The sequence below is a fragment of the Nitrospira sp. BLG_1 genome (assembly GCF_047338595.1).
Taxonomy (GTDB): domain Bacteria; phylum Nitrospirota; class Nitrospiria; order Nitrospirales; family Nitrospiraceae; genus Nitrospira_D.
Genome location: NZ_JBLFBO010000002.1, coordinates 252264 through 278296, shown reverse-complemented (window position 1 = coordinate 278296; position 26033 = coordinate 252264). Strand labels below are relative to the sequence as shown.

The 26033-nt window shown below is 55.6% G+C and carries 22 protein-coding genes; 12 read left to right on the top strand and 10 right to left on the bottom strand.

Annotated elements, in window-relative coordinates; translation table 11 throughout:
• Positions 1–12: 12 nt before the first annotated feature.
• The 8 genes from nuoG to secA all read right to left on the bottom strand — a co-directional run bounded on the left by nuoG (position 13) and on the right by secA (position 11846).
• Complete coding sequence (gene nuoG / locus ACMTNU_RS03505; RefSeq protein WP_413933806.1) at positions 13–2658, bottom strand: NADH-quinone oxidoreductase subunit NuoG; 2646 nt, start codon at positions 2656–2658, stop codon at positions 13–15.
• Between the two features lie 117 nt (positions 2659–2775).
• Complete coding sequence (gene nuoF / locus ACMTNU_RS03500) at positions 2776–4080, bottom strand: NADH-quinone oxidoreductase subunit NuoF (protein WP_413933805.1); 1305 nt, start codon at positions 4078–4080, stop codon at positions 2776–2778.
• 81 nt (positions 4081–4161) lie between these two features.
• Positions 4162–4704 (bottom strand): complex I 24 kDa subunit family protein, encoded by a 543-nt coding sequence (locus ACMTNU_RS03495; protein WP_413933804.1) that lies wholly within the window; start codon positions 4702–4704, stop codon positions 4162–4164.
• Positions 4705–4824: 120 nt separating this feature from the next.
• Positions 4825–6579 (bottom strand): NADH dehydrogenase (quinone) subunit D, encoded by a 1755-nt coding sequence (gene nuoD / locus ACMTNU_RS03490; protein ID WP_413933803.1) that lies wholly within the window; start codon positions 6577–6579, stop codon positions 4825–4827.
• A 67-nt stretch (positions 6580–6646) separates the two neighbouring features.
• A complete protein-coding gene (locus ACMTNU_RS03485; protein ID WP_090746045.1) occupies positions 6647–7126 on the bottom strand; it encodes an NADH-quinone oxidoreductase subunit B in 480 nt (159 codons plus the stop codon).
• Positions 7127–7223: 97 nt separating this feature from the next.
• Complete coding sequence (locus ACMTNU_RS03480) at positions 7224–7646, bottom strand: NADH-quinone oxidoreductase subunit A (RefSeq protein ID WP_413933802.1); 423 nt, start codon at positions 7644–7646, stop codon at positions 7224–7226.
• Between the two features lie 10 nt (positions 7647–7656).
• Positions 7657–8832, bottom strand: coding sequence for a class I SAM-dependent methyltransferase (locus tag ACMTNU_RS03475; RefSeq protein ID WP_413933801.1), 1176 nt, complete (start codon positions 8830–8832; stop codon positions 7657–7659).
• 290 nt (positions 8833–9122) lie between these two features.
• The gene (gene secA / locus ACMTNU_RS03470) at positions 9123–11846 is read right to left on the bottom strand and encodes a preprotein translocase subunit SecA (protein ID WP_413933800.1); all 2724 of its coding nucleotides are present in this window, start codon (positions 11844–11846) and stop codon (positions 9123–9125) included.
• 675 nt (positions 11847–12521) lie between these two features.
• Between secA and ACMTNU_RS03465 the strand changes: the two genes are divergently transcribed.
• From ACMTNU_RS03465 to ACMTNU_RS03425, 9 genes are all read left to right on the top strand, one after another.
• Positions 12522–13607: a transporter gene (locus tag ACMTNU_RS03465; RefSeq protein ID WP_413933799.1), complete on the top strand. Its 1086-nt coding sequence runs from the start codon at positions 12522–12524 to the stop codon at positions 13605–13607.
• A 29-nt stretch (positions 13608–13636) separates the two neighbouring features.
• Positions 13637–14194 carry a peroxiredoxin family protein gene (locus ACMTNU_RS03460; RefSeq protein ID WP_413933798.1) on the top strand — a complete coding sequence of 186 codons (558 nt, stop codon included), beginning with the start codon at positions 13637–13639 and terminating at the stop codon, positions 14192–14194.
• A 10-nt stretch (positions 14195–14204) separates the two neighbouring features.
• Positions 14205–14513: a hypothetical protein gene (locus ACMTNU_RS03455; RefSeq protein WP_413933797.1), complete on the top strand. Its 309-nt coding sequence runs from the start codon at positions 14205–14207 to the stop codon at positions 14511–14513.
• A gap of 98 nt (positions 14514–14611) precedes the next feature.
• Positions 14612–15682: a transporter gene (locus ACMTNU_RS03450; RefSeq protein ID WP_413933796.1), complete on the top strand. Its 1071-nt coding sequence runs from the start codon at positions 14612–14614 to the stop codon at positions 15680–15682.
• A 459-nt stretch (positions 15683–16141) separates the two neighbouring features.
• Positions 16142–17608, top strand: a complete 1467-nt coding sequence (locus tag ACMTNU_RS03445; protein WP_413933795.1) for a YncE family protein — start codon at positions 16142–16144, stop codon at positions 17606–17608.
• Positions 17609–17831: 223 nt separating this feature from the next.
• Positions 17832–18704: an energy transducer TonB gene (locus ACMTNU_RS03440; RefSeq protein WP_413933794.1), complete on the top strand. Its 873-nt coding sequence runs from the start codon at positions 17832–17834 to the stop codon at positions 18702–18704.
• A 97-nt stretch (positions 18705–18801) separates the two neighbouring features.
• Positions 18802–19110: a hypothetical protein gene (locus ACMTNU_RS03435; protein ID WP_413933793.1), complete on the top strand. Its 309-nt coding sequence runs from the start codon at positions 18802–18804 to the stop codon at positions 19108–19110.
• A gap of 163 nt (positions 19111–19273) precedes the next feature.
• Positions 19274–19525, top strand: coding sequence for a helix-turn-helix domain-containing protein (locus tag ACMTNU_RS03430; RefSeq protein WP_413933792.1), 252 nt, complete (start codon positions 19274–19276; stop codon positions 19523–19525).
• 529 nt (positions 19526–20054) lie between these two features.
• Positions 20055–20249, top strand: coding sequence for a hypothetical protein (locus tag ACMTNU_RS03425; protein ID WP_413933791.1), 195 nt, complete (start codon positions 20055–20057; stop codon positions 20247–20249).
• A gap of 284 nt (positions 20250–20533) precedes the next feature.
• Here ACMTNU_RS03425 and ACMTNU_RS03420 read toward each other — a convergent pair whose 3' ends face one another.
• Both ACMTNU_RS03420 and ACMTNU_RS03415 read right to left on the bottom strand, forming a co-directional pair.
• On the bottom strand, positions 20534–21253 hold the full coding sequence (locus ACMTNU_RS03420; protein ID WP_413933790.1) for a GntR family transcriptional regulator: 720 nt from the start codon (positions 21251–21253) through the stop codon (positions 20534–20536).
• Positions 21254–21357: 104 nt separating this feature from the next.
• Entirely contained in the window at positions 21358–21924 is a 567-nt protein-coding gene (locus ACMTNU_RS03415) for a Slp family lipoprotein (protein WP_413933789.1), read from the bottom strand.
• Between the two features lie 59 nt (positions 21925–21983).
• Here ACMTNU_RS03415 and ACMTNU_RS03410 point away from each other — a divergent pair, with 59 nt between their 5' ends.
• The 3 genes from ACMTNU_RS03410 to ACMTNU_RS03400 all read left to right on the top strand — a co-directional run bounded on the left by ACMTNU_RS03410 (position 21984) and on the right by ACMTNU_RS03400 (position 26022).
• Complete coding sequence (locus ACMTNU_RS03410; RefSeq protein ID WP_413933788.1) at positions 21984–22640, top strand: DsbA family protein; 657 nt, start codon at positions 21984–21986, stop codon at positions 22638–22640.
• Positions 22641–22656: 16 nt separating this feature from the next.
• Complete coding sequence (locus ACMTNU_RS03405; protein ID WP_413933787.1) at positions 22657–23214, top strand: sigma-70 family RNA polymerase sigma factor; 558 nt, start codon at positions 22657–22659, stop codon at positions 23212–23214.
• A gap of 237 nt (positions 23215–23451) precedes the next feature.
• Positions 23452–26022, top strand: coding sequence for a heavy metal translocating P-type ATPase (locus ACMTNU_RS03400; RefSeq protein WP_413933786.1), 2571 nt, complete (start codon positions 23452–23454; stop codon positions 26020–26022).
• The last annotated feature ends 11 nt before the right edge of the window (positions 26023–26033 follow it).

Here is a 26033-nt window from a genome sequence, read left to right as displayed (position 1 = left end):
CTCAACAAATCCTCAGGCCACCCTCATCATGGACACGGTCGCCGTTCTGAGGGATGGCGCGTGAGTGATGGGATCAATAGCACAGTCAAATAATCGGACGGCAGCTTGGCCGAAGTGATCCGGGAACCAGGCCGCTCCCTGTGGGACCCGCTCCACAAGCGTCACTTCTGTGGTCATTTCTCCGGATGTGCTGGAGAGGCGAACGCGGTCGCCGTCCACCAAGGCAAAGCGGGCTGCATCAACCGGATTGATTCGAAGCCGTCCCCTGTCTTCTACTTGTAACAAGCCCTTGGAGCGGGTCGAAAACTTTCCCGAGTGAAACAGGCTCTGGACGAGGTCGAGTCGCAACGTTCCATCTGGGCGGGATTTCGGTACCACGAGTTGATATCGTGCCGCAAGATCACGCTGATAGCCATCGGTGAGATACCGTTCCATCGTCGCGCGATCGACTTTGGGAGGCAGCGGGGTAGGTCCAAGAGATCCGTAGCCGGGAATAAGGCTCCGAATTTCCTTGAGGATCTCTTTGCTCTCGGCGTATTCCATCGGTGAGCCCAATAAAATGGAGAGAGCTGAAAAGATTTCCCAGTCCGGCCGGCTTTCTCCAAGAGGGTCGATTGAGGGACGAACGGCTTGGACATGCCCTTCGGTATTCGTAAACGTTCCGCTTTTCTCAAGAGATGATGCGGCCGGCAACACGACGTGAGCGAGCGCCGCGGTTTCAGTCAAGAAGAGTTCCTGACAGACCAGCAGATCGAGCTTACGCAAGGCTTCCTCGGGGCGCAGTGATGCCGACAGGCTCCCAACCGGATTCTCTCCGACGATGAGCATGCCCTTGAGCGATCCCGCTTTGGCCCGATCCAGCATTTCGACGAGGGACGCTCCGACATCGGAGGACACGTCCGCATTCCACTGCTTCATGATCCGATCGTGGTCGCTGCGGTTGGTCACCGAGCAAGCGCCCGGAAGAAATTCCGCCACGGCACCCATCTCCACAGCCCCTTGGTCGTTATTCTCTTCCGCAAGCGGAGCGAAGCCGCAACCTGGTTGATCCAGCTTGCCGGTCAGCAGCAGCAGATCGAGGAGAGTCAAGGATCCGCGATATCCGCGTTCACTGCGCAGGAGCAGTTGCCCGGCGAGCACGACCACTCGCCGTCCGGCCGCGAGCACCTTGGCAGCCTGTCCGAAAGCCTCAGGTTCGATTCCCGTAGTCACACGGAGATCCTGCCAGGAGATTGTCTGCACTGCACTCGTGACCGCGCCGACATAGGCGGGGTACTCTTGTGTCAGGTTCGGCTGTATCAGATTCTGTTCGACGATGGCCTTCAGCAAGCCCAGGACGGTGGTGGGGATGTCGCTCGGTAGAGTACGGAAATGATGGTGCGAGAGGGTCGCAATGTTGCTGATCGTTCCAATCACCGGATCCAGGGGCTCAATGGTGATCAAGGTCGCCCGACGCTTTTTGACCGCTTCTTTGACTTTGAGGCCGGTGACCGGGTTGGTTTCGGTAATGTTCGTCCCGACGAGAAGCAACACATCGGCATCCAGGATGTCATCGAAGGTCATGGTCCACCGATGAGTACCCTGGACAAGTTGCATGGCGTGGAGGCCGTTCACATGCCCATAGCGGGCGCTGCTGTCGATATGGTTGGTGCCGACGGCCACGCGGAGGAATTTTTGGAAGAGGTACAGCTCTTCATTCGTACACCGGCCTGAGATCAATCCGCCGAAGCTCGGTCCTCCGTGCGCAGTTTTGATCGCGCTGATGCGATCGGCGACATATTCCAAGGCCTCTTCCCATGTGGTCTGGACCAATGCACCATTGCGACGAATGAGCGGGTGAGTCAGGCGTTCCGAATGGCTCGACGCATGGAACCCAAAAAAACCGCGAGCACAAAGGTCTCCGTTGTTACGCCCCGCTCCATGGGCTGAGTTGACCTCGATCAACTCCTTCCCCTTCGTATGCACGGTCATCTGGCATCCGTCTCCGCAGTACCCGCAGATGGTGTCGGCTCGCTTCAGCATCCAGGGCCGGTATTCATACATGGACAGCCGGCTGGTAATGGCCCCGACCGGGCAGATCTGCACGCAGCCTCCGCAGAACTCGCAGTTCAACGGGTGCGGGCCGAAGTGCTTGATTTCCGTCATGGTGCCGCGACCTGCCGGTGCCAATGCCTTGACGTCCATCACTTCATCGCAGTAGCGGACGCAGCGGAGACATTGCACGCAGCGATTCATCTGGGTCTCGATCAGCGGACTGAAATACTCCTTGGGAAACACGCGTTTGGTTTCAATGAACCGGCTGGTGGCCGTGTACTGATGGGAAAAATCTTGAAGGTCGCACTTCCCGCCTTGATCGCAGACCGGGCAATCGAGCGGATGATTGGCGAGGATAAACTCGAGCACTGATCGATGGGCATCGTTGACCACGCTCGTGGCGGTGCGCACGCTCATGCCCTCGTCGACCGGGGTACTGCAGGCGGTTTGGAGTTTCGGCATCTTTTCGACTTCGACCAGGCACATGCGGCAGTTGGCGTCCGGCTTGAGCTTCGGGTGGTAGCAGAAATGCGGAATCATGACGCCGACACGCCGAGCGGCTTCGATCACCAAGGTGCCTTTCGGGACCTTGACGGTCATTCCATCGATTGTCATGCGAACCATTGGGGCTGTCGTATCAGGCATAGTCGAACTTTGTTATCTGTTGATCTGTCAATCTGTTGACCTGAGGATTTGAGGGATGTCTTCGACTCAACAGATCATGAGATTGACAGATTCCCATCAAGGTTTACCTACCGGCTCAGGTCTGATCAAATTCGCGGCTTCTGCTTCGTGGATGAGGTCCACATATTCCTGCCGCCAGTGCTTCAGGGTGCTCTGGATCGGAGCGACTTCCGCATCCCCAAACGCACAAACCGTTCGACCTGCGATGTTCTTGCATAGATCCAACAAGGTTTCAAGATCCTGCATCCGACCACGTTTCGCCAAAATCCTGCGCAATGTTTGAACCAGCCACGAACTGCCCTCCCGACAGGGACTGCACTTCCCGCAAGACTCGTGGTAGAAGAATTCCATCAACCGGAGCGCCGCCCAGACCATACTGGTCCCTTCTTCCATGACAGTGACGCCGCCGGATCCGAGCATCGATCCTGCCGTGGCTACGTGCTCAAAATCCAGCTTCACGTCGAGATGCGCCGGTGTCAGAAAGGGGGCCGAGGCTCCACCGGGAATGATGGCTTTTAGGGGCTTATCGGATCGCATCCCGCCGGCATGTTCGTAGACCAACTCTCGGATCGTGATTCCCATCGGCACTTCATAATTACCGGGTCGTTTGACATGCCCGCTCACACAGAACACCCTGGTCCCAGTGCTTTTCGGCGGGGACCCGATCGCCGCAAACCATTCGGGGCCGCGGTTCAGGATGTGGGGAAGATTGGCCAGGGTCTCGACGTTATTGACGACCGTCGGTTTATTGTAGAGCCCGTGCGTGGCAGGAAACGGCGGTTTAATGCGTGGGAGTCCGCGTTTGCCTTCGAGGGATTCCAAGAGAGCCGTTTCTTCACCACAGATATAGGCGCCTGCTCCACGATGCACCCACACGTCTGCGTGAATACCGGTGCCGAGAATATTCTTCCCGATGTATCCGGCAGCTCGAGCTTCAGTGATGGCCTGCTCCAAAATCCTAGAGCCCAGAACCATTTCTCCGCGGATATAGATGTAAGCCGTTTCTGCGCCAATGGCATAGCAGGCCAATAGAATGCCTTCCAAGACTTGGTGAGGATCGCGCTCCATCAGCTGTCGGTCCTTGAACGTGCCGGGCTCGCTCTCGTCGGCATTGCAACAGAGGTATCGGGGACCTTGGTAATCTTTGGGGAGGAAGCCCCACTTCACCCCGGTCGGGAAGCCGGCACCACCGCGTCCGCGGAGGCCGGATTTTCGCACCATCGTGGTCACATCCGCCGGCGCGATTTTTCCAAACGTGTTGCGAACAGCCTGATAGCCTCCCGTCTTCTCATAGTCCCGTAGCGAGCCGGTATAGCCGGGCTGCATCATGTTTTTCAGTAAGATCAGTTCGTGTTGCGGCATCTTAATCTCGTGAAGCGTTACTCGTGAAACGTGAAGCGTCAGACAACCCGACGTTCTTTCTTGCGAACGACGAAATACGCATCACGCTTCACGCGCCCGCTCTGCGGGCGTCGGTTCCGGCCATAGAAAAGGCCCGCTCTTCAAGTCACTGCTGCCCGTCGTTCGTAAATCAGCCAAAATGCGGTCGAGCTTCTCCTCAGTCACACGTTCATAATAGTCCTCATTGATCTGCATCATGGGACCGGTCCCGCAGGCCGCCAAACATTCCACCGCGCTGAGGGTAAACAGGCCGTCCGTCGTTGATTCACCAGGTGCAATCCCAAGCTTGGTTTTGATCCATCCGATCATCGTATCTGAGCCGACCAGTGCGCACATGAGCGACTTACAGACCTGAATGTGAAACTTACCCACCGGTTTCAGGTTGAACATCGTGTAAAACGTGACGGTTTCATAGACTTGCGGTGGGGTTAACCCGAGTAACTGCGCAATTTCTTGCATGACCGCTTCACTCACATAGCCCTGATCGCGCTGAGCGACATAGAGCAACGGAATCAACGCAGAACGCTTGACCGGATAGCGGCTCAGGATCTCGTCGATTTCTTTTCCGTATTTGTCTTTCAGCACGGTTCCTCCGCACATCCCTTTATCGAGGCGGCGGTCAGGACGTTCCAAACTGCGCGCATTGACCGAGCACATTCTGATCGTGCGTGGGCAGCGAGCACTGGAACATCCTGACCGTATGCCTCATCTATCACATTCCCCCATGACCACATCGTACGTTCCAAAAATCGTAATGATGTCGGAAATCAAATAGCCTCGCGCCATATGGTCGAACGCGCCCATGTGAATAAAGGACGGTGAGCGAATCTTCAGACGATAGGGGCGGGGACTGCCGTCACTGATGATGAAGAAGCCGAGTTCCCCTTTGGGGGCTTCAGTCGGGCAATAGGTTTCGCCTTTCGGCGGTTTGAACCCCTGGGTAAAGATGATGAAATGGTGAATCAAGCTCTCCATATCCCGCATCACCAGTTGCTTCGGCGGCGGAATGTATTGCGGCATGTCAGCGATGATTGGGCCGGGCGGCATCTGGTCGAGACATTGGGCAATGATCCGCGCGCTCTGGCGCATCTCCTCGACGCGTATCCAATACCGGTCATACGTGTCGCCGTTTTTCCCGACCGGGACCTCCCAATCCACTTTGTGGTAGACCCCGTAGGGTTCAAGCTTGCGGACATCGTACGCCACCCCTGATCCTCGCAGGGACGGACCGGTCATGCCGAAATTGATGGCGTCTTTCCCTGAGATCACCGCGATATGTTTGGTTCGTGCCAGCCAAATTCGGTTGCTGGCAAGGAGTGAATCGTATTCGTTGACCTTCTGCGGGAAGGTCTCCAAGAATGTTCTCAGGCGAGTCACCAGTTCCGGAGTGAAGTCGCTATCGACCCCGCCGATCCGATAGTAATTCAGGGTCAGTCTGGCCCCGCAGAGTTGCTCGAACATATCAAGCAACGTTTCGCGCTCGCGAAACGTCCAGAAGAACACCGTCATCGCGCCGATATCCAAGGCTTGGGCGCCCAGCCAGAAGAGATGTCCGAGAATGCGCTGCATTTCCGCAACGATGGTGCGGATGTATTCCGCGCGCTCGGGGACGGTGATACCGAGGAGTTTCTCCACGGCTCGGACATAGGCGTAGTTGTTCGCCATCGCACAGACATAATCCAGCCGGTCGGTGTGCGGGATGATCTGCATGTACGCCAAACCTTCAGCCAGCTTTTCCACTCCCCGATGGAGATAGCCGAGATCCGGCGTGGCTTTGACGATCCGTTCACCATCCAGCTCGAGGACGACCCGCACGACACCATGCGTGCTGGGATGTTGCGGTCCCATGTTCAACAAGAGCTCTTCCCGGCGATTGGACGGCGAGGCATTGGGGTTCGACAGGAACACCTTCCTTTCGGCTTCGGAGACCTCGCTGTCGACCTGTTCCACCGGCGGCTCATCAAGTCGTGGGATAAAGTCAAACTGACTGCGCCAGCCACGTCCCTCGGCGGGGAAATCTTTTCGCAAGGGATAGCCTTCGGTGTAGTCTTCGGGGAGGAGAATACGGCGCAGATCCGGATGTCCGGCGAATCGGATCCCCATCATGTCGTAGACTTCGCGCTCCAGAAAGTCCGCGCCACGCCAGATGCTTGTGATCGAATCAAGCGAGGGGTTCTCTTCCGTGAGCCTGGTTTTGAGGCGGATCCGTTTCCCGTGGGGAATTGAGAGTAACTGGTAGATGACCTCGAACCGCTGTTGGTCGGACGGATAGTCGGCTGAGCAGATATCCGTGATGTGGTCAAAGCAGGCCTCCGGTGCATCATGAAGGAAACGCATCACTTCCAAGATCCGGGGTGCGGCGACCTCCACGGTCGTTTCTGCATGCGCAGTGTCGATGTCAGCCGAGAGCACGGCCTCAGGAAACTTGTTGAGTAATGTCTCGATCAGTGTCTGCATCATGTCACATTGCGAAAATCACGTGATTCTCGGGAGATGCGTGAATGGCGAGTGTTGCACGTCACGCCGGTTATTTCACAAACACTCTTTCCCGCTGAATCTTTTCCTGTAACTTCAAGAGTCCGTCCAGCAAGGCTTCCGGCCTCGGCGGGCATCCGGGCACATACACATCGACCGGTACGATCTGGTCCACACCCTGCACGACCGCATAGCTGTTGTAGTGATTGCCGGAAGTCGCACAGGAGCCCATACAAATCACATAGCGCGGCTCAGGCATTTGATCATAGATCCGGCGAATCACCGGCGCCATCTTGCGCGAAACCGTTCCCGCGACGATCATGAGATCCGATTGTCTGGGGGACGCCCGAAAGACGCCGGCCCCGAATCGATCTAAGTCATAGCGAGAGGAGACGCTGGCGATCATCTCGATGGCACAGCAGGCCAGCCCGAACGTCATGGGCCAGAGCGCGGACTTTCTCGCCCAATTGACGACTGCATCCAGATTGGTCGTGACAATGTTGGCGTCAAACTGGCGTTCAAGAAGACTCATGGGCGATCCAGTGAATAATGAAAGGTGAAGAGTGAAAGGTGAAGCAAACGGCGGCGGCGTAAACTTTTCACCTCTAACCTTTCACGTGTTACGTCTGTTAATCCCATTCCAATGCACCCTTTTTCCACGCGTACCAAAACCCCACGACCAAAATGGCGATGAAGACGATCATTTCCACTAACCCCACCAGGCCAAGCCTGGTAAAGGCGACAGCCCAGGGAAACATAAAGACGATTTCGATATCGAAAATGACGAACAGCATCGCGATCACGTAATATCGAATCGGAAACTGCACCCGGGCGTCCTGAAAGAGCGGACTTCCGCTTTCGTACGGCGCCAGCTTGGCGCGGTAGGGTTGATTGGGGCGAAAAAACTTTCCGACATAGAGCGTCAATGTCCCGAGGACGATCCCGATGGCAATGAACAGGAGAATAGGTAAATAGTTTTCAGGAACGGGAGCGATGACAGCATCCTGAAGCGTAACAGGTGAACCGCCGCTGAATACTGGAGAGGTCGTCATGCTTCAGTCCCTACGCCGCCGACTGTGTGGTGAGTGCCGAACGGAAGAACGGTTGATACTGCAACCCGTCGAGTTTCGGATTCGGCACGGCTTTATGCTGAACGAGAACTTTAAATGTGGTGCCCATCCCGTTTGGCTTCAGCAACTGAATCGCTGCCGTGAGTTCCGGGCTGTCCTGGCTCAGCCCTGCGAGTATCTGCTCAATACCGAGCCCCATGAGGAAACTCATCTGGTTGGTGAAGCCGGTTGTCTGGAGACCCTGTTCTTCACCGGCAGTCGCCAAACTCGAAAAATCAACATGGGCGGTCATGTCCTGTTCCCCCACGTGCAGGAACGGATTCTCATGAACCGCGTGGCGGCGGTAACAGAGGAAGGTTCCGCGTTTTCGGTCGATGGAGTATAGGTCCTGTGCGGTGTGGCCGTAATCGATGGTGAGCACAAAGCCGCGAGCGAGACGTTGGGCCACCTGAGTCATCCAATCGACTGCCTGGAGATTCACCTCCGTGCGGTACCCTTCGGTCCAATCCGAACCGATGTGGCAAAGATGAGCTGCGAGCCGATCCGATGACAGCGGTTTGAGACACTCAACGAACCGCCCATCCCGATAGTCCACCCAGAGTTCTTCAAGGCCATGTGCCGTCAGCTGAATGCGGTGAACCGGAAACGAGTCTACGAGTTCATTGCTGAGGCACAACCCGGTCAGGCCGTGCGGGGGAATAGAGGCAAGATCGTCTACCCAGGTGATGAGATCAGGTCGCTGAAGCCAGGGGGCCAGATGGATACGTTGTGCCTCGCGCATGGCGGGGCTTCGTTCAATCAAAGTATAGTGGAGGCGGTGGAACAATGAAGGATAGTCGCGCTGACAAGTCGACAAGATATGTCCTGCCAACAGCCCCTTGCCTGGCCCCATCTCCACAAGAGTGAAAGAGGTCGGTTGCCCGAGCAGTCGGTCCATTTGCTCGGCTTGTTTGGCGAGAGCGTGCCCAAGAATCGGGTGGACGTCCGAGCTTGTGTAAAAATCACCCGTCCAGCCGATCCGCTCAGCCACCGGTTCCGATGAGCGCATGTAGTAACCGAGTTGCGGATGGTACAAGGCTAACTCCATGAACCGCGCAAACGGAATCGGACCGGAGGCGATCACCTCCGATGCAATGGCAGCAACGAGTTCTGGATGCCCAGCACTCACGAAGAGCTCCAAAATTTGCAGTCACTATGGGAAAAAGGACACCCCTAGAGTATGGGCCAAATGTACCCATCTCCTGGTATTGAAAGGGGGATAGGGTAGCCTCTTGAGCTGTGTTAAGTCAAGGTGATATCAGGGAGAATTGCCGGTTGCCGGTCCAGCAATCGAGCCATATTTGTATACAATAGGTGACCCTGGGCGAGCTCTTAGATTCGCGGAGTATCCAGCCTGAGTTCCCGGGGTTGCTCTAAGAGGCATGGAACGAAATCAGTGCGGCGACTGCCGCCTGTGGCTTAGGTTCCGTGGCATTTCTTATACTTCTTCCCGCTGCCGCAGGGGCAGGGGTCGTTGCGACCGACCTTGTTCTCGGTCCGTTGGGCCGGAGCAGGCGCCGCGACCGGTTCATCGCCACGGTTCAAGGTCAGCTTGGGTTGCGGGCGTTGGGGAATCGGCTCAGGCGGAGCCGCCGGCTGTTCACCCTCATGGCGGACGGCCTGGACATGGAACAGCCGTTCCAACGTGTCGGACTTGACCCGTTCCATCATGCCGGCGAACAGATCAAACCCTTCTCGTTTATATTCGATGAGGGGGTCTTTCTGACCGTAGCCACGAAGCCCGATGCCGTCTCGCAGATGGTCCATCGCGAGCAGATGGTCTTTCCAGTGGTGATCGATGACCTGGAGCATAAATGTCTTTTCCAGAAAGCGCATCAACTCCGGTCCCAGCTCCGCTTCTTTTTTCGTATAAGCTTCTCGAACCTGGGTTTTGAGATCTTCCAGTAAGGCGTCACGCCCCACATCACGCAGCGAGTCTCCGCCATCGTGCTTGCCTTGGGTGACGTCCATGCCGAATTGAGCATGCATGACCTCGGTCAACCCTTTGACGTCCCAATCTTCAGGGTATTGATCAGAAGGGCAATACACGTTCAGGGAAGACTCCACCGATCCGGCCATCATATCGTGCAGATCAGTGGTCAGGTTGTCTCCGCTCAGCACGGCCCGGCGGTGACGGTAGATCACTTCACGCTGCTTGTTCATCACGTCGTCGTATTCGAGCAACTGCTTCCGGATTTCGAAGTTATGGGCCTCCACCTTCTTTTGGGCGTTCGCGATCGCCCTCGTGACCATGCCATGTTCGATCGGGACGCCTTCCTCCATGCCGAGCTTGAGCATCAGCTGAGACACCCGTTCGGACGCGAAGATCCGCATCAAGTCGTCTTCGAGCGAGAGATAGAACCGTGATGTGCCCGGATCGCCCTGCCGACCGGCTCGTCCACGAAGCTGGTTGTCGATGCGGCGGCTCTCATGGCGCTCCGTTCCGAGAATATGCAGTCCCCCCACGCCGATGACTTCCTGTTTGTTCTTCTCGCAGTCGGATCGAATATCCTCATAGACCTCGAGCTTGCGGCTCTCGGACATGTTCTCCTCGCGATACAGCACTTGCTTGTACATGAAGTCCGGATTGCCGCCTAATAAGATGTCGGTTCCGCGGCCTGCCATGTTGGTGGCGATCGTCACCGCGCCTTTGCGCCCGGCTTGCGCAACGATTTCGGCTTCCCGCTCATGCTGCTTGGCGTTGAGGACGTTGTGTTTCACGCCATTACGGCTCAGCAGGCCTGCAATTTTTTCAGATTTCTCGATGGAAATGGTGCCGACCAGCACCGGTTGTCCGCGCTCATGGCATTCTTTGATCTCTTCGACGATCGCCAGAAATTTCTCTTTCTCGGTTCGATACACCACATCGGCATAATCCTGTCGGATCATTTGACGATTGGTCGGCACGACGTTGACATCGAGGTTGTAGATCTTGGCGAACTCGGCGGCTTCCGTGTCGGCTGTCCCGGTCATGCCGCTCAGCTTGTTGTACATGCGGAAATAGTTCTGGAAGGTCACGGACGCAAGGGTCTGGTTCTCGTTGGCGATCTTGACCCCTTCTTTGGCCTCGACAGCTTGATGCAACCCGTCGCTCCAGCGCCGACCCGGCATCAACCGACCTGTAAACTCGTCCACAATGATGACTTCGCCGTCTTTCACCACATAGTCCACGTCTCGCTTGTAGAGTGTGTAGGCCTGCAGGGCCTTGACCACGTGATGGACCATGTCCATGTTGGCCGGATCGTACAGATTGTCCACGCCCAGCAGTTTTTCGACCCGGGCATTGCCGTCTTCGGTCAAGGCCGCCGTCTTGGTTTTTTCTTCAATGGTGTAGTCTGTTTCGGCCTTCAGCTGGGGGATGATCGCATTGATCTTGTAATACAGGTCCGTGGTCTGATCGGTTTGGCCTGATATGATCAACGGAGTCCGGGCTTCGTCGATCAAAATGCTGTCGACTTCGTCCACGATCGCGAAGTTCAGTTCGCGCTGGACGCACTGGTTCAATGCCGTGACGACCAGATTATCGCGAAGGTAGTCGAACCCATACTCGTTGTTCGTCCCATAGGTAATGTCGGCGCGATAGGCTTCGGGTCTCGTGCAGGGACGCAGGTGTTGCAGCCGTTTGTCAGAGGCCTCGTAGGTCGGATCGTACATAAATGAAGCATCATGCTGAATGATGCCCGTGGAGAGTCCCAGCGCATGGTAGAGCTGCGCCATCCACTGGGCGTCGCGCTTTGCCAGGTAATCGTTGACGGTCACGAGATGGACGCCTTTGCCTTCCAGGGCATTGAGGTAGACAGGCAACGTCGCCACCAGGGTCTTCCCCTCGCCGGTTTTCATCTCGGCGATGCGCCCGCGATGGAGGATCATGCCGCCGATCAACTGCACATCGAAATGGCGCATGTTGAGCTTGCGTCGCGACATTTCACGGCATACGGCAAACGCCTCAGGCAAAATGTCGTCGAGGGTCTGGCCTGCTGCAAGCCGCTTTTTGAAGTCCTGGGTCTTGTCGGCGAGCGCTTCATCGGAAAGGGGCGTGAGCCCGGCCTCCAGTCCATTGATCTGCGCCACGATCGGCCGAATGGCCTTGATTTCACGATCGTTTTTACTGCCGAAAATCAGATTGAGTACTTGTGTGACCATAAAAAGAATGTGTGGTGAATAACGATGATGGTTAAAAAATAGATCGTGGAGTATACAGCATCTTTTCGGTGAATCCTACCTGATCCTCCGGCGGCAGCTCTGGTGGCTTGACAGGTGTTCTTTCGGTCGCCTAGTATGCAAGAGTTGTTGGATCTGTAGTATGTGTAGGCATATCAGTGATCAACCAGACCCCTATCGGGAAATGTCTTCGAGCATGAGCCAGACATTCCGAAAATTCCTTTCGATCTCTCTCGTGCTCTGCGTCCTTGCCATCGGTGGTTTGGCACAGGCGCAAGCTGCTGAACACGCCGGACACCATGCTCAGCATCAAACGGCCACGCACGGGACACTGCTTTGTTCGTGGATGTGTGCGGCCGGTACAGTTCTCGACACCGAGGCCGTCGTAATTCAGGCTGAGCGCAGTCCTGTTACGCTTCTGCCGCTTCCTCATTCAGTCGACGCAATTTCCGAGCCAACCCCTATTTCTTCCAGCCGTGCTCCCCCAACCTTCCCCTTATCATAACCGGTAATTTCGTCGGGTCGTTGCAGTCCCGTCATTAGTTGGCGGGTTCCACATATAGACTATAGACGGTTCAAAGCGGTTCTTCTGAACAAGATATCAGCTCATCTATGGTGGTGAAACGTTTCATACGCTTGTGTCTATTGAGTCTAGGTGTGCTCGTGTGGGCCTGGCCCGGTGTTCACACTGCCGAGGCAGCCTGTGGGTCGGTCACTTGTTTTGTGGTGGTCGGTTCCCAACAGCAGGTGCCGCAGGCCGGGATCCTGACGTTCAACACTATGTACAATTACACGCCGATGCGCTTACTTGATGGAACGAACGGGGTGATTCCGGCGATCGATCAAGCCGGGCGGCGCCTCATTCTTGACCACCATCAAGAGGTGCGAACCATTACGCAAACCGTCAACTTTGATTTGAACTACGGCATTACGGATCGGCTGGGTGTGCAGGTCTCGATCCCGTATCTCTGGCGGACGCATAAGCACATTGATGGTTTGGGGGAAGAAGGCGTCAACGGTGAGGGAGAGCTGGTTCCGTTTCGGGATAACGGGATCGGAGACATGATCATTACCGCCAAGTACAACGTGCTTCCCACGCTGCGAAGTATGATCGTGGCTGGGTTTGGAGTGCAGGTACCGACAGGCAGTACCACTGCCAGGGATGCCGCCGGTGAGGTGATGGAATCACCAACTCAATTGGGGAGAGGGAACGTCGGGCTCATTGGGTCGGTCTACCAAACCTATGAGCTGATTCCACACCGGCTCAATCAGTTTTTCTATGGCAGCTATCGTCATACGTTTCGGAACAATGATGGCTATCAGTTTGGTGACGAATATAACCTCAACCTAGGCGCGAGCGGTGTGCCGTTGGAGCGCGCCCCTTGGCTGGTGCTGACAGGACAATTCCATTGGCGGTATTTGGTTCATGACAACATCAGCGCGTCGTTGGAACGATCGGCTACGCCGGCCGATGCTCCGGATTTCCCCGGTGAGACGATTGTGCTTGACCCTGCGATCACCAACCGCCGTGTGCCGACGACCGGCTCCACATATTTTGCATTTTCGCCAGGATTTCAGGTCAGTCTGGATGGTTTGATTGATTCGCCATTGACCAAATGGACGTCCGTGTACTTCCATTCACAGATTCCAATAATGAGGGATTCCAATAATAACTTGGCTCAAGGAATTAGTTACATCTTTGGGATAACCAGATCATTTCAGTTGACGAAGAGTGCCTTGTAGGACAGCGTGAGCCACGAGGAGGAGAGGCGATGGGCGTGAAGAAATCAGATTCCGTGACGATGGTCGGAATGGTGACTCTGTGTGTGATGTTTCTCATCAGCAGTGGCCTGGTATGGGGAATGGGCTCTCGGGTACCAGCCGTCGGGACAACCGCCGAGGATTTTCGTTTGGTGGATTTGGAAGGTAAGGCGCAGAGCCTTGGCCAATATCGTGGCAAGGTTGTCCTGCTGAACTTCTGGGCCACTTGGTGCAAACCCTGCACGACGGAAATGCCGGCGATGCAAGCGATGTACGACAAGTTGCGCGACAAGGGCTTTGTGGTGTTGGCGGTTAACGAATTGGAAGACGAAGCCAAAGTGCGGGACCACATCAAGCAGCATGGCCATACGTTCCCGGTACTGATGGACCGCGACAATAAAGTCGCCAACCAGTTCGGCGTCTTCGGCTTACCGGTCAGTGTGTTCATTGATGAAAAAGGTGTCGTGCAAGAATACATCAAGGGCGGGTTGTTGACCGAGCAGGTGATTCTTGATGCGGTGGCACGAATCCAAAAACCGGAACCGATGAAGGCGGCATCGCTCAAGTAATCGACGCAGTATGTTGGCAAGACTAAAACAATCCTGGTTTGTTTGGCTGCTGCTGGTGTGTCTCGTGCTGGTAAACGGGGTTATGGCTGCGCCAGGCGTGGGCCATGCTCAACACCACGCGGAACATCAGGCGGGGACGCACTCGACAGGAATCTGTGCCTGGCTCTGTGCGGCCGGACAGGACGTTGAATCCACGTCGGTCTTGTTGAATTCTACGCTTCAACTGGTCGAGCAAACGGCCGTTGTTCACAGTAGTCCAATTCGACTTCCTATTGCGGTCTCCTATTTCTTTCGCGGGCCTCCTCCTCTTCTCGCATAGCGCCTGCCGTAGGCAGGTGTTTCTCTAACAACCGTGTCTCGCGACGAGTTCTGACGGACGGACTTCGTCGTGTCACAACACAGAAAGAGTTTGGAATCATGGTGCGCACAATCTGGTCTTGTGTCCTCACTATTACAAGCTGTGTCGGAGTGATGGTCTCGATGCTCAGCCCATCCCCTGTTGAGGCATCCTGCGGCTCCGTGAGTTGCTTCGTCGTGATCGGGTCGCAACAGCAGGTGCCGATGAAGGGTTTGTTGACGGTGAATGCGATTTATAACTGGACTCCGATGGAGGCGCCTCCTGGGGAGGGTGGACGCATTCCATTTGCCAATCAAGGTGCCCGGACTCTCACCCTGGCTAATTTGAATGTCAACCGTATCGAAACCACGACGCGCACGGCGACCTTGGACCTGAATTATGGCTTGACCGACCGCCTCGGTATCCAAGTGGCGATCCCCTACAAGCATGTCGAGTCCAACGCCCAAATCGGCGGGCTCGTTCCTGTTCCATACGGTGAAGGAGGACTTGGGGATATTCGGGCGTCGCTGAAGTACAACGTGCTTCCTACCTTGCGTAGCATGATTGTGGTTGGAGTGGGAGTTGATTTCCCGACCGGCAGCTATGGCCGGTTTGCGCAAGGTGACACTTTGGCGGAATCGACACTGCAAATTGGTCGAGGCAACTTCGGGATCGTTCCCATGCTCTATCAGACGTATGAGCTGATCCCGCATCGGGTCAATCAGTTCGCGTCGGTCAGTTATCGACACACGTTTAAGAACAGTGACGGATACAAGTTCGGCGATGAAGTGAGTGGGGCGTTGGGGGTTAATGTGATCCCGCTGGAACAGACTCCCTGGTTGGTGTTGACGCAGCAGTTCAATTTTCGATGGATGCAGAACGATGCCATGGATGCGTCGTTGTTCCAGTTCAACCCGGGAGGCGCGCCCATTCTGCTTGATCCGGCGATCAAGTTTCGAGCCATCCCGACAACCGGCTCGACCTATGTCGCCTATTCACCGGGCGTCATGTTCAATGTCATGAATTACGCCTCGGTCTATTTCATTGCGCAGATTCCCATTTATCGCGATTTCAACGGCAATTTGGAACAACAGATCAGCTACATCTTTGGGATGACGAAGTCGTTCCAATTGTTCGGTGGAGCGTCGTAGAGAATCCCCAGGAACGACGGAATCGAATCGACGATGTTAAGGAAGATGCGCCAGGAGGTTTCTCGAGCACTGAAGGGTTACTGTGTTGTGCTCTGGCTGGCAGGATTTCTGTCCGTCGGACAGGGGAACCTGACACCACAATGGACGGTACCTCACTGTCCCAACGGGCAGACGCAGCATAGCCAACAGGGCCATAGCCATTGTTCCTGGCACTGTAGTGGCTTCGATATCCAGAGTGGTGACGGACGAGGCGACACCTCCGCAGACGGTCACGTGAGTCTTGTCTGGAGTCTTGGCACTATTCCCGTTCAGCACGCAGTTATTGATGGCCAATTCCCACCTCGTGGCCCGCCGCAGCCTGTTCCGGAGACTGCATAGCACAAATTCGGTTCGGGGAGCCGGCTGCGCTCCCATTAATAATAACGTTGAAGATGATTATTCACGCGGAAGGAACGTTCCATGGAAACGAGGAAGAGAAATAATGTTCTATCGAGTGTCACAACCGGCGCCTTAGGGCTCGCGCTGATTAGCCTTGCGGCATGTAATTCAGGAGAAACCACCACGGCAACGCCGGCCCCTGGCGGCAGCGCTGGCAATGCCAATGCGTTAGTGTTTGTGAATAATACGGGCGACAAGACGTTGAGCAGCGTGGCGCTGAAGGGAGATTCCGGCAATGCGGTGGTCAACACGATCGACGCGGCGGAATTCGAGAATGCTGCACTGGGAGACATGCAGGTTTCGAAGGAAGATTGGATTTTTGTGAATCTTGCGGCAGCGAACAAGGTCGCGACGATTGATCCGCTCACAGCGGCGACTCCTGTTCATGAAGCGAATCTGGTGACAGGCACGCGTCCGGTTCACCTCTATCGGGATCGAAACGATGGCGAGGTGATTTGGATCATGAACGACGGTGATAATGCCGCAGGGACCACGACGCCCGGCGACGATTTGATCAATTGTGCTGCGTCAGGCGGGGGATCGGTGACAGTGGTGCACAACTCGCACCTCGGCCCAGGAGGAAGTCCCCCCACCGTGTTGGGAACGACCTGCGTCTTAGCCGATGGACATAAAGTCGCAGCCTTTGCAGAGAATAAGCGAGTCTTCGTCTCCAGTGAAACGGGCGGCGAAATTGCCGTTCTTGACGGCGATGAAACCTCTACGAACTATCGGAAGATGATTGCGCGCATCGATCTCTGCAAGTCAGCCAAGGAAACCACGCCTTGCAATGACGAATCCGCAACGCCCATTACGACGGCGTTTACGCCCAATGCCTCAGCTCCGCACGGCATCCGCTGGTCTACGCTGACCAAGAAGGTTTATAGCATCCAAGAAGGGTATGGTGAGATCGCAGAGATCGACCCGGCAACATTGGCTATTACCAAGACCTTTGATCTTGCCGGAACTCCTTATACCTCCTATGGTATTTCACCAGACGGGAAGTATCTTCTGCTGCGTGGTGAAACAACCGCGCCGCAAGCAACGAAGCTTGGAGTGATTGATCTGAGTGCCGCGACGCCAGCTATTGCTAACTTGGCCATCCCTGAACTAGATGGAACGTCTCCTGGGGCGTTCAAGTTTGCCCCGAACTCCGGGCGGTTCTACATCCTAGCCGGCAATGGAGCAACGGCCACAAAGAAAGACCGATTGTTTGCGTTTGATTGGACCACTGTAGCGCCTCCAGCACTTACGTTGTTGAGGGAGATTCCGTTGGTATCGACTGGTGGGCACGGCTTCGATGTCTTGGCTGAAGGAGCCGGTGAGGCGAAGTATCTGGCGGTGTCGAATGCAGCGCCGGCGAATTCGCTCACCATTATTAATGCAACTGACCATCAAGAAAAACAGACGGTACCTGTTGGAGCAAATCCTGGAGGGGTGATGGTGTTCGATTCTGGTGCGGCCGCAGCCGGCAACCAGGCGAGTAATTAGTCCGGTCGTGATAGGGAAACTCATCGGAGTCTTATGCCCCGATGGGTTTTCCATCAGCCGTCACGTATCGGTCGATCTAAGCGGTGTGTGGTTCGAGCCGGCTGCCTCCGGCTCGGATCAGCGCGGGACGAGAGGATTTCTCCCTTGGCCTCCGTCCCGCACGCTGCTTTTGCCGGCAATGCTGGGGTTGCTATAGCGGCCTGCGACCAGTCATAAATGAAGCATGACATCGATCGATAAACCACAATTTATGATTCCGGCCTGGGCCATTTCATTGACCTTACATGGAGTGGCTATAGGCTTAGCCTTCGCGTTTTCTACACAGATTACGCCTCTGGTACAGGAAGATCGCTTCACATGGGACGTGGCATTAGTGCAACGGGTAAGTCCTGCCTCCAAATCTGAGCTAGTCGAATCGACTGCCACTTCGGCATCACCGCCGGTCAAGAAACTGTTCCCATCACGCCCCAAGCCGGTGGCGGACACTTCCCGCCCGGTCACGTCGATAGAACAGAATAATGAGACGCCACTGCCAGGAATCAAACAGATGGCGGAGGTTCCTCAGGTTCGTGAAGAGCCAGCCGAGCAAGGGGTCGTTGACGCCGATATCTCCAAAATTGAGCCGGTTGTAGAAACAAAGGCATACGAGACTGTCTCGGTTGCCGCCTTACCGGAATCGGTTGACCCTCAACCAGTTCATCAGGAACCGGGGGCAATTGAGTCGGCTCCCCTCTCGTCTTCTGATGTTCCGATTTCTCGGGAAGGCACGGCCACTGCCGTTGCGGCGCCAGGTTCTGAGGCGAAAACCGATAACCGATGGCTGGCCGAATCCTTGTGGCGGCGAGTCGCGGAACTGAAGCGCTACCCGAGCTCAGCTCGTTTGAATGGTCAAGAGGGAAAAGTCATCTTAAGGGCGATCATTCGATCTGATGGACAGCTGGCTGATGTAGTTGTTCAGAAGAGCTCTGGGTATAGCACACTTGATGAGGCAGCAATCGAAGCAGTCAGGCTCGCCTGCCCACTCCACATGAAACAGGCTCTCGGAAAGCCGTTGATTGTCGTGAGTCTGCCGATTGTCTATAGCTTGGCGAACTAAGTCCGGGCGAAGGCGACAGGCCTTAAGAGATTGAAGCGATTTACGGGCGCATTAGAGAAACCGATAAAGGCGGTATCGCTCAAGTAATCGAAGCAGTATGTTGGTAAGATTAAAACAATCCTGGTTCGTCTGGTTGCTGTTGACCTGTCTCATGCTGGTGAACGGGGCCATGGTTGCCCCCAGCGTGGCCCATGCCGAGCACCATGCGGATCACCAGGCCGGCACCCACTCGACCGGCATTTGTGCGTGGCTCTGTGCAGCCGGACAGGGTATCGAATCTGTTTCTGTTGTACTGAATTCCACGCTCCATCTCATTGAGCAAACAATCGTCGTTCACGTTGACCCGATTCCTGCCTCCGTTTTTTCGCACCGCTTATTCCGCGGCCCTCCGACGTTTCTTGCATAAACCATTGGCGACTTGAAGGTCGTTCCCTGTAGCGACTGGTATTCAGGCTTGGTTTAGGAGAGACGTGTCTTGCTGGAGTGGCTGCCTCTGGGCCAGAGCAGCTCGTGGCAGGAGAATTCTCTCCTTGTCTCTGCCTCGCCGTTATTACGGAAAGGAGATCTCAATGCATATGACAAGTGAAGCAAACAGGGTGACAACAGGCACCATGAACAAAACGTTGCTTCGAGTTGGAGAAGCGGCGGAACTACTCTCAGTCAGCCGTTGGACGATCTATCGATGGGTGGAGGAGGGACGGCTACGCGGTACGAAAATCGGGAGAAGCAGCTTACGGATCTTTTGTGAGTCCATCGTTGGCTTGGTTGAAAGTAACAAGAAAGTCATGACCGGTACACATTCGATGTCCGAGCGTTCATAGGGGGATGGAGCCTATCGGTTCAGGGCACCGATTTTGTAGCATCGGTGAGTACGTGTTGGTAGACAGGTTGTCAGGAGTGCCGTATAAAACTGGCTATAACTTCTACGGAGTAGAATTATTTGTACTTGATATTATGTATTGTCCGAGTAGGTGACCCTCCGACTCGGACCAAGCGCGGGGCGAAGGTTGGCTGCCTCCTCCTTGGCCCCGCCCTTTATTTTAGACGCATCGAACTGGTGATGAGTAGGTGTGTGTGGCAGTACATCAGCCTCGAGAGATAAGACATCAGGTGATGGCGGCGAACGGCCTATGGTAATGCTACCGAATGACTTCGGATGGGATGTTGCACCTGTAGATAGATGGAATCATTCCCGAGGGCGGCGGTGGATCTGTTCAGCACGGGTCTCATTGATTTAGTCGCGATGACTTGTCGAAAGATGACAGAAAAGCTTAGTAGTAAGTGTTTGTGCTTGGATGGATTGACCGATCCATCCCAAATTAGTGCTGCTGAGTAGAACCAGGACTTCGGATGGCCCTCTTAGCCCCAGTGGATTTCATCGTTTCCAAACTCCGTCGCGGCACAGAGGAAGATCTTTCCGATGCAGCCTGGATCGCGGAGCGTTTCCACGTTACTGCCTCCCAAGTCCGCGCTGCCGCCGAGGCCGCTTTGTCCGCGTCATTCGAAGACACGGCGCTCTTTCTCTTTGAACGCACTCTCGACTGATTCTGCCTAGCCTTGGAGCCGATGGCCTCCTAATCGGCGAAGTTCACAATCAGCACTCAGATTCCGTACTGCTCAGAGGAAACTGATCTCCTCTGGAACGGACAACGGGCGTTTTACAAGCAAGCAGCGACGGAGATGGATGAACAGAGGGCCGACGATGGGCGCGTATCGGCTTCTTTTCACTGATAGATGATGCACACCTGACCATTCGCAAGAGTGACGATGGTGTATTAGCGCGATGATACCAATCAACCCGCTGTCGAATAACTACGCAGCTGCGTCTTTTACCTCTTCTTGAGATACGATCGAGCCAATGCATCCTTGATCGTGCTTCTGATATGATTCCGCCCCGCTTCGATGTTCTCCTGCATGGCTTCGCGCGCACCAACCGCATCCTTCGCAATGATCCGATTCAGAATCTCCAGATGTTGGCGGCATGTTCTCTCGGCGCGCTCCGGGCTTTCAAAATCCAGCATTCGAAAGAGCGTCAAGCGCTCATTAATGGTTCGAAGGTTTCGGAGCAGGAAGGTGTTCCCCAAGGCGCGGGCGAGTGTGTCGTGGAAAAGGGTGTCGAGGATCGCGAATTCTTCCGATTGCTTCGACGGCTCCTTCAGCAGTTCCGTCCACGTGTGATGAAGGTCGTCAAGATCAGCTTGATGCTGTGTGAGGGTATCAGGACTGGCCAAGCGCTCGACAGTATATAGTTCCAGCGCCTGGCGCACTTCGTAGAGCTCCTCAATTTCCTCGGTCGTGTACTGCTTGACCACATAGCTTCGATTGGGCAGTTTTCTGATGAAGCCATAGGAGGTCAAGACGCGCAGTGCCTCGCGAATCGGACTGCGGCTCATCCCAAACCGTTTGCACAATCCATCTTCAGTCAACCGATGTTCCGGCGGGTAGTGCCAATGGACGATCTCTTCTTTCAGTGTCGCCACGACCGACGAACTGAGGTTTGAAGAGGCAGGTTTCTCCTGTGTCTCTTTCCGGCGGCTCATCTTCTTCATCTGTATATCTCCATGGGATTGACCTCGTATACATTCATGTTCAGCACGGTAAGTAGACGACGCAGGATGACTCCATCACCGTGGTCTGATTTGCTCTCTTGGGTTTACCAATAATACGGCCAGGGGTGCCAATAGGGAGACCAGTAGGGTCCCCAATAGGGGCCAGGGCCGAGAGGCCGGCGAATGCGCGGAGCCTCCTCATCCTGCTCGCTCCACACACGCAGACTGGTCGCATGCATGAGCGGGTAGGTGTACTCCGTTTCATCGAGCGGCAGGGTGATGGAACCAGCCATCTCACCCGTCACGGTGATGAACGTGCCTGCGGGGATGGTCGCGGGGTCAAGAAACTCCTTCCGCAGTGCGACGAACCGACCTTGGGAGGTGCTGAGATCCGAGGTCGGTTGAAGGGAGTCGGTCAATGGCAACTGGAGGATTTCGATTCTGGTCCCCTCTTTGAGCCGGCGCGCTCCCAGCACTTTACCTCCGAATGTGACGGGTTGTCCGTTATAGGACTCAGGGGCGGCTTTCACTTGCACAAAGGTCAACGGAGGCGCGCCGGGCGAGAGCGTCTCAGTGTGATCACCGGTGAAAGCACAGCCGGAGATGAGGATGGCAGCGCAGAGGCCTGCAACAAGGAGTCCGTACATGGAAGCAATTATAACAAAGCGCACATGGGCTCTCCATCCGTTATAATAGCCCTCGCCCACTTAATCTGAGAAAGGAGTCGGACATGAAGAATCGGACGAGGTCGAGGTGGACGGCGGTGGTCTGGGCGATGGGAGTGGCGGGATTGGTGCTTGCCCCACTTGCCGCACAGGCAACCAAGCCGGAGCTGAAGGGGAAATTCGAGATTCTCAAGGATGAGACGTCCACCCATCAACCGGGGAAAGTCAAAGTCATCGAGTTTGCGGATTTCTATTGTCCGCATTGTCATCACTTCGAAGAGACAGGGGTTCCTCTCCTCCTGAAAGAGTTCGGGAATCGCGTTGAAGTTACAATGGTTGGTTTTCCAGTTATCCCGGGGAAGCTGCCGACCCCCTTTGATATGTATGAGCAGGCCAAGATGATGGGCAAGGGCGATCAGATGAAAGCCGTCTTGTTTCGCACCATTCACAAGGAAAAACTCGATGGAGTGTTGGATCGCTCGATTCGCTCCTTGCTGATCAAGGAGGTCGGTTTGGATGTGGCGGCGTTTGAGGCTGGGATGGAAAGTGGAAAACCGGCCAAGCTGTTTGAAGAGGGGCGGAAGTGGGGTGAGCGGATCAAGGTGTCGTCGACGCCCTCAATCCTCTTGGACGGAAACATTAAGGTCGATGGGGTGAACATGACGCCGGAGAACGTTCTCACCATCATTCGAAGCATTCTCGAAGCGGATGTAAAAAAGTAACGGAAGACGATTTGTGATGGCGGAGGGTAAGGCACACGGCATCATTCAACGCCTTCTGGAGGATGAATCGGCCCTCAGGAAGTTTGTTCGCCGTCGGGTCGGTGAAGAAGCCATCGTGGACGATGTTCTTCAACAAAGCTTCGCCCGAGCAGTCGCCTCCGCTCACTCATTGCACAATGAGGAAAGTGTGCTTGCCTGGTTCTACCGCATCCTTCGTCATGCGATAGCCGATTATTACCGTGCACAGGGAGCTGAGGCTCGCCGTAATCAAGCCTTCCTGGAGGAGTCGACTCTTTCCGGCACCCTCCAGGAACCAGCTCTTGATGAGATACAGGCTACCGCATGTGCCTGCCTTCACGATCTTATTCCGAGCCTCCGAGGAAACTATGCAGATCTCATCAAGCGCATCGATCTCGGTGGCGAATCACCAGAACAGGTTGCAAAAGAACTCAAGATATCACGGAACAATCTAACGGTTCGCTTGTACCGAGCTCGTCAATCCTTGCGGGCTTCTCTCGAAGACGCATGCGGGATCTGCAGTAAACACGGGTGCCTCAACTGCGCCTGTGGATAACAGGCTGCCCCGTCTATACAACTTACATTGATTTCGGTGGTTTTCCCCCTGTTTCGCTCCATCACGTTTATCCCGTAGTCTTCTGTAATATCTGAAGACCTGCTCCGTCTGTAATGCTGAAGGCGACAATAAGTTGCCATACCGGATACAATGAAAGGAGTCGGACACATGATGAATGAATCATCGAACGGATGTTGCGGGAGACCGCATGCAGGACATGCTCACATGAGTGAAGACATGCAAGATACACATGATGCTTCGCGTGCTCACGGTAAGACGGAGGTCGACCCCGTTTGCGGGATGAGCGTCGATCCAACCCGAGCAGCGGGTCAGCATGATTATAAAGGTACGACCTACTATTTCTGCGCGGTGTCGTGTGTGGAACGGTTTCGCATGGATCCCGAGCATGCACTCAGCAAGAAGCCGGTCAATCTTGTCGCAATGCCGTCTTCCCGCAAGCCGCTTCCCATGATGCAGCCGGTCCGGCAGGGCAAGATTGATCCAGTCTGCGGGATGACGGTGCAACCTGCCACGGCTGCCGGTTCATACGAGTATCGGGGAGAAAGGTATTACTTCTGTGCCACGCGGTGCCTTGAAAAATTTCGTGATGATCCTGAGTATTACCTGCTTCCACCTGGTCAGCGAGTCCCCAAACCTGTTGCGATTCCTGCAGGTGGCGTCGTCGAGTATGTCTGTCCAATGGATCCGGAGGTGCTCGAGACTCAACCGGGAGCCTGCCGGATCTGTGGAATGGCGCTTGAGCCCAAAGTAGTCTCAGCGGAAGACGTTGGCAACCCTGAATTGGAGGACATGAGTCGCCGATTTTGGATCTGCCTGGGACCAGCGGTGTTGGGGATGCTCATCGCCATGTCCGACATGATTCCCGGCATGCCGCTCCACCATCGGTTTGGAGGGGTGGTGCTGAACTGGGCGCAGCTGCTGCTGGCTACCCCGGTGGTGCTTTGGGGCGGCGCGCCGTTCTTTCAACGTGGGTGGGCTTCCATCGTGAACAGCGCGCCGAACATGTTCACACTGATCGCCATTGGGACCGGGGCCGCCTTTGGATACAGTGTGCTGGCGACGCTGCTACCAACGCTCCTGCCTGCATCCTTTCATCGACCTGACGGAACTGTTGCTGTCTATTTTGAAGCAGCCGCCATGATTACAGTGCTGGTGTTGCTCGGACAGGTGTTGGAACTGCGGGCGAGGAGTCAGACGAGTTCCGCGATCAAGAGTCTCTTGCGACTGGCTCCGGCGACAGCACGATTGGTCCGTCCGGATGGGAGCGAGGAAGATGTTTCACTGGATCAGGTGCATGTGGGGGACCGGTTGCGCGTGCGCCCGGGTGAACGGGTGCCGGTCGACGGGGTGGTGGTGGAAGGGAGTACCTCGGTTGATGAGTCGATGATCACGGGGGAATCGATTCCCATCGCGAAGGAGATCGGAGTGCCCGTGACCGGCGGGACGATGAATGGCACCGGGAGCATACTCATGCGGGCGCAACGGGTTGGTCGCGAGACGTTGCTCGCAAGGATCGTTCAGATGGTCAGTGATGCGCAGCGGAGCCGTGCTCCGATTCAACGGGTGGCCGACGTTGCAGCGGGGTACTTTGTACCGCTTGTCGTGTCGGTCGCCGTTCTGACAGCGATTGCTTGGGTTCTCTGGGGGCCTGAACCCAAGCTGGCCTATGCGCTTGTGAATGCCGTGGCGGTACTGATCATTGCCTGCCCGTGCGCCTTGGGGTTAGCGACACCCATGTCGATCATGGTCGGGACAGGACGGGGGGCGACAGCAGGTGTGCTCGTGAAGAAGGCAGAAGCGCTTGAGGTCTTGGGCAAGGTGGATACGATCGTGTTTGACAAGACCGGAACCTTAACCGAGGGGAAGCCGGCCTTGATGACAATCCATACGACTCCTGCCTGGAGCCAACAAGAAGTGCTCCGTTTGGCTGCGAGTCTTGAACAGGGAAGTGAGCATCCGCTGGCAGGGGCTATCGTGGCCGGCGCACGGAGCCGCGGGATTTCCACGGTTGCGTCGAGAGAGTTTCAATCAACCACAGGCAAAGGAGTCTCCGGTCTTGTTGAGAATAATTCTGTGGCCATCGGGACGGCGGCATTTTTGAGGGAGACAATCGGTGTGACGGGCGGTGAGCTGACCACACTTGAAGCAGAGGCAGACCGACTCAGGCAAGAAGGACAGACGGTCGTCTTTGTCGGGATCGACAAAAAAGCAGGAGGTTTGCTGGGCGTGGCGGATCCGATCAAGGCCTCGACCGGAGATGCTGTCCGCATGCTGAGAGAGGACGGGATCCGGCTGGTGATGTTGACTGGCGATCATCAGCAGACAGCCAATGCCGTGGGCAGACGGTTAGGCCTTGACGATGTCAGAGCCGGAGTGTTGCCCAACCAGAAAGGCGAGGTTGTCGCCCAATTGAAAGCAGAGGGTCGCGTCGTGGCGATGGCGGGGGACGGGGTCAATGATGCGCCGGCTCTGGCGTTCGCCGATGTCGGTATCGCAATGGGAACCGGTGCCGACGTCGCAATTGAAAGTGCAGGGATGACGCTGGTCAAGGGCGATCTTCGTGCGTTGGTTCGGGCCAGACGGTTGAGCAAAGCGACGATGCGGAATATCCGACAGAATCTCTTCTTTGCCTTCGTCTATAATCTCGTGGGTGTGCCGGTGGCGGCTGGAGTATTGTATCCGCTCTTTGGCGTGCTTCTTAGCCCCATGATAGCCAGTGCTGCGATGACGTTTAGTTCCGTCTCCGTGATCTCCAACGCGCTCCGTTTGCGTAAACTGGCGCTCTAATCACCTTGGGC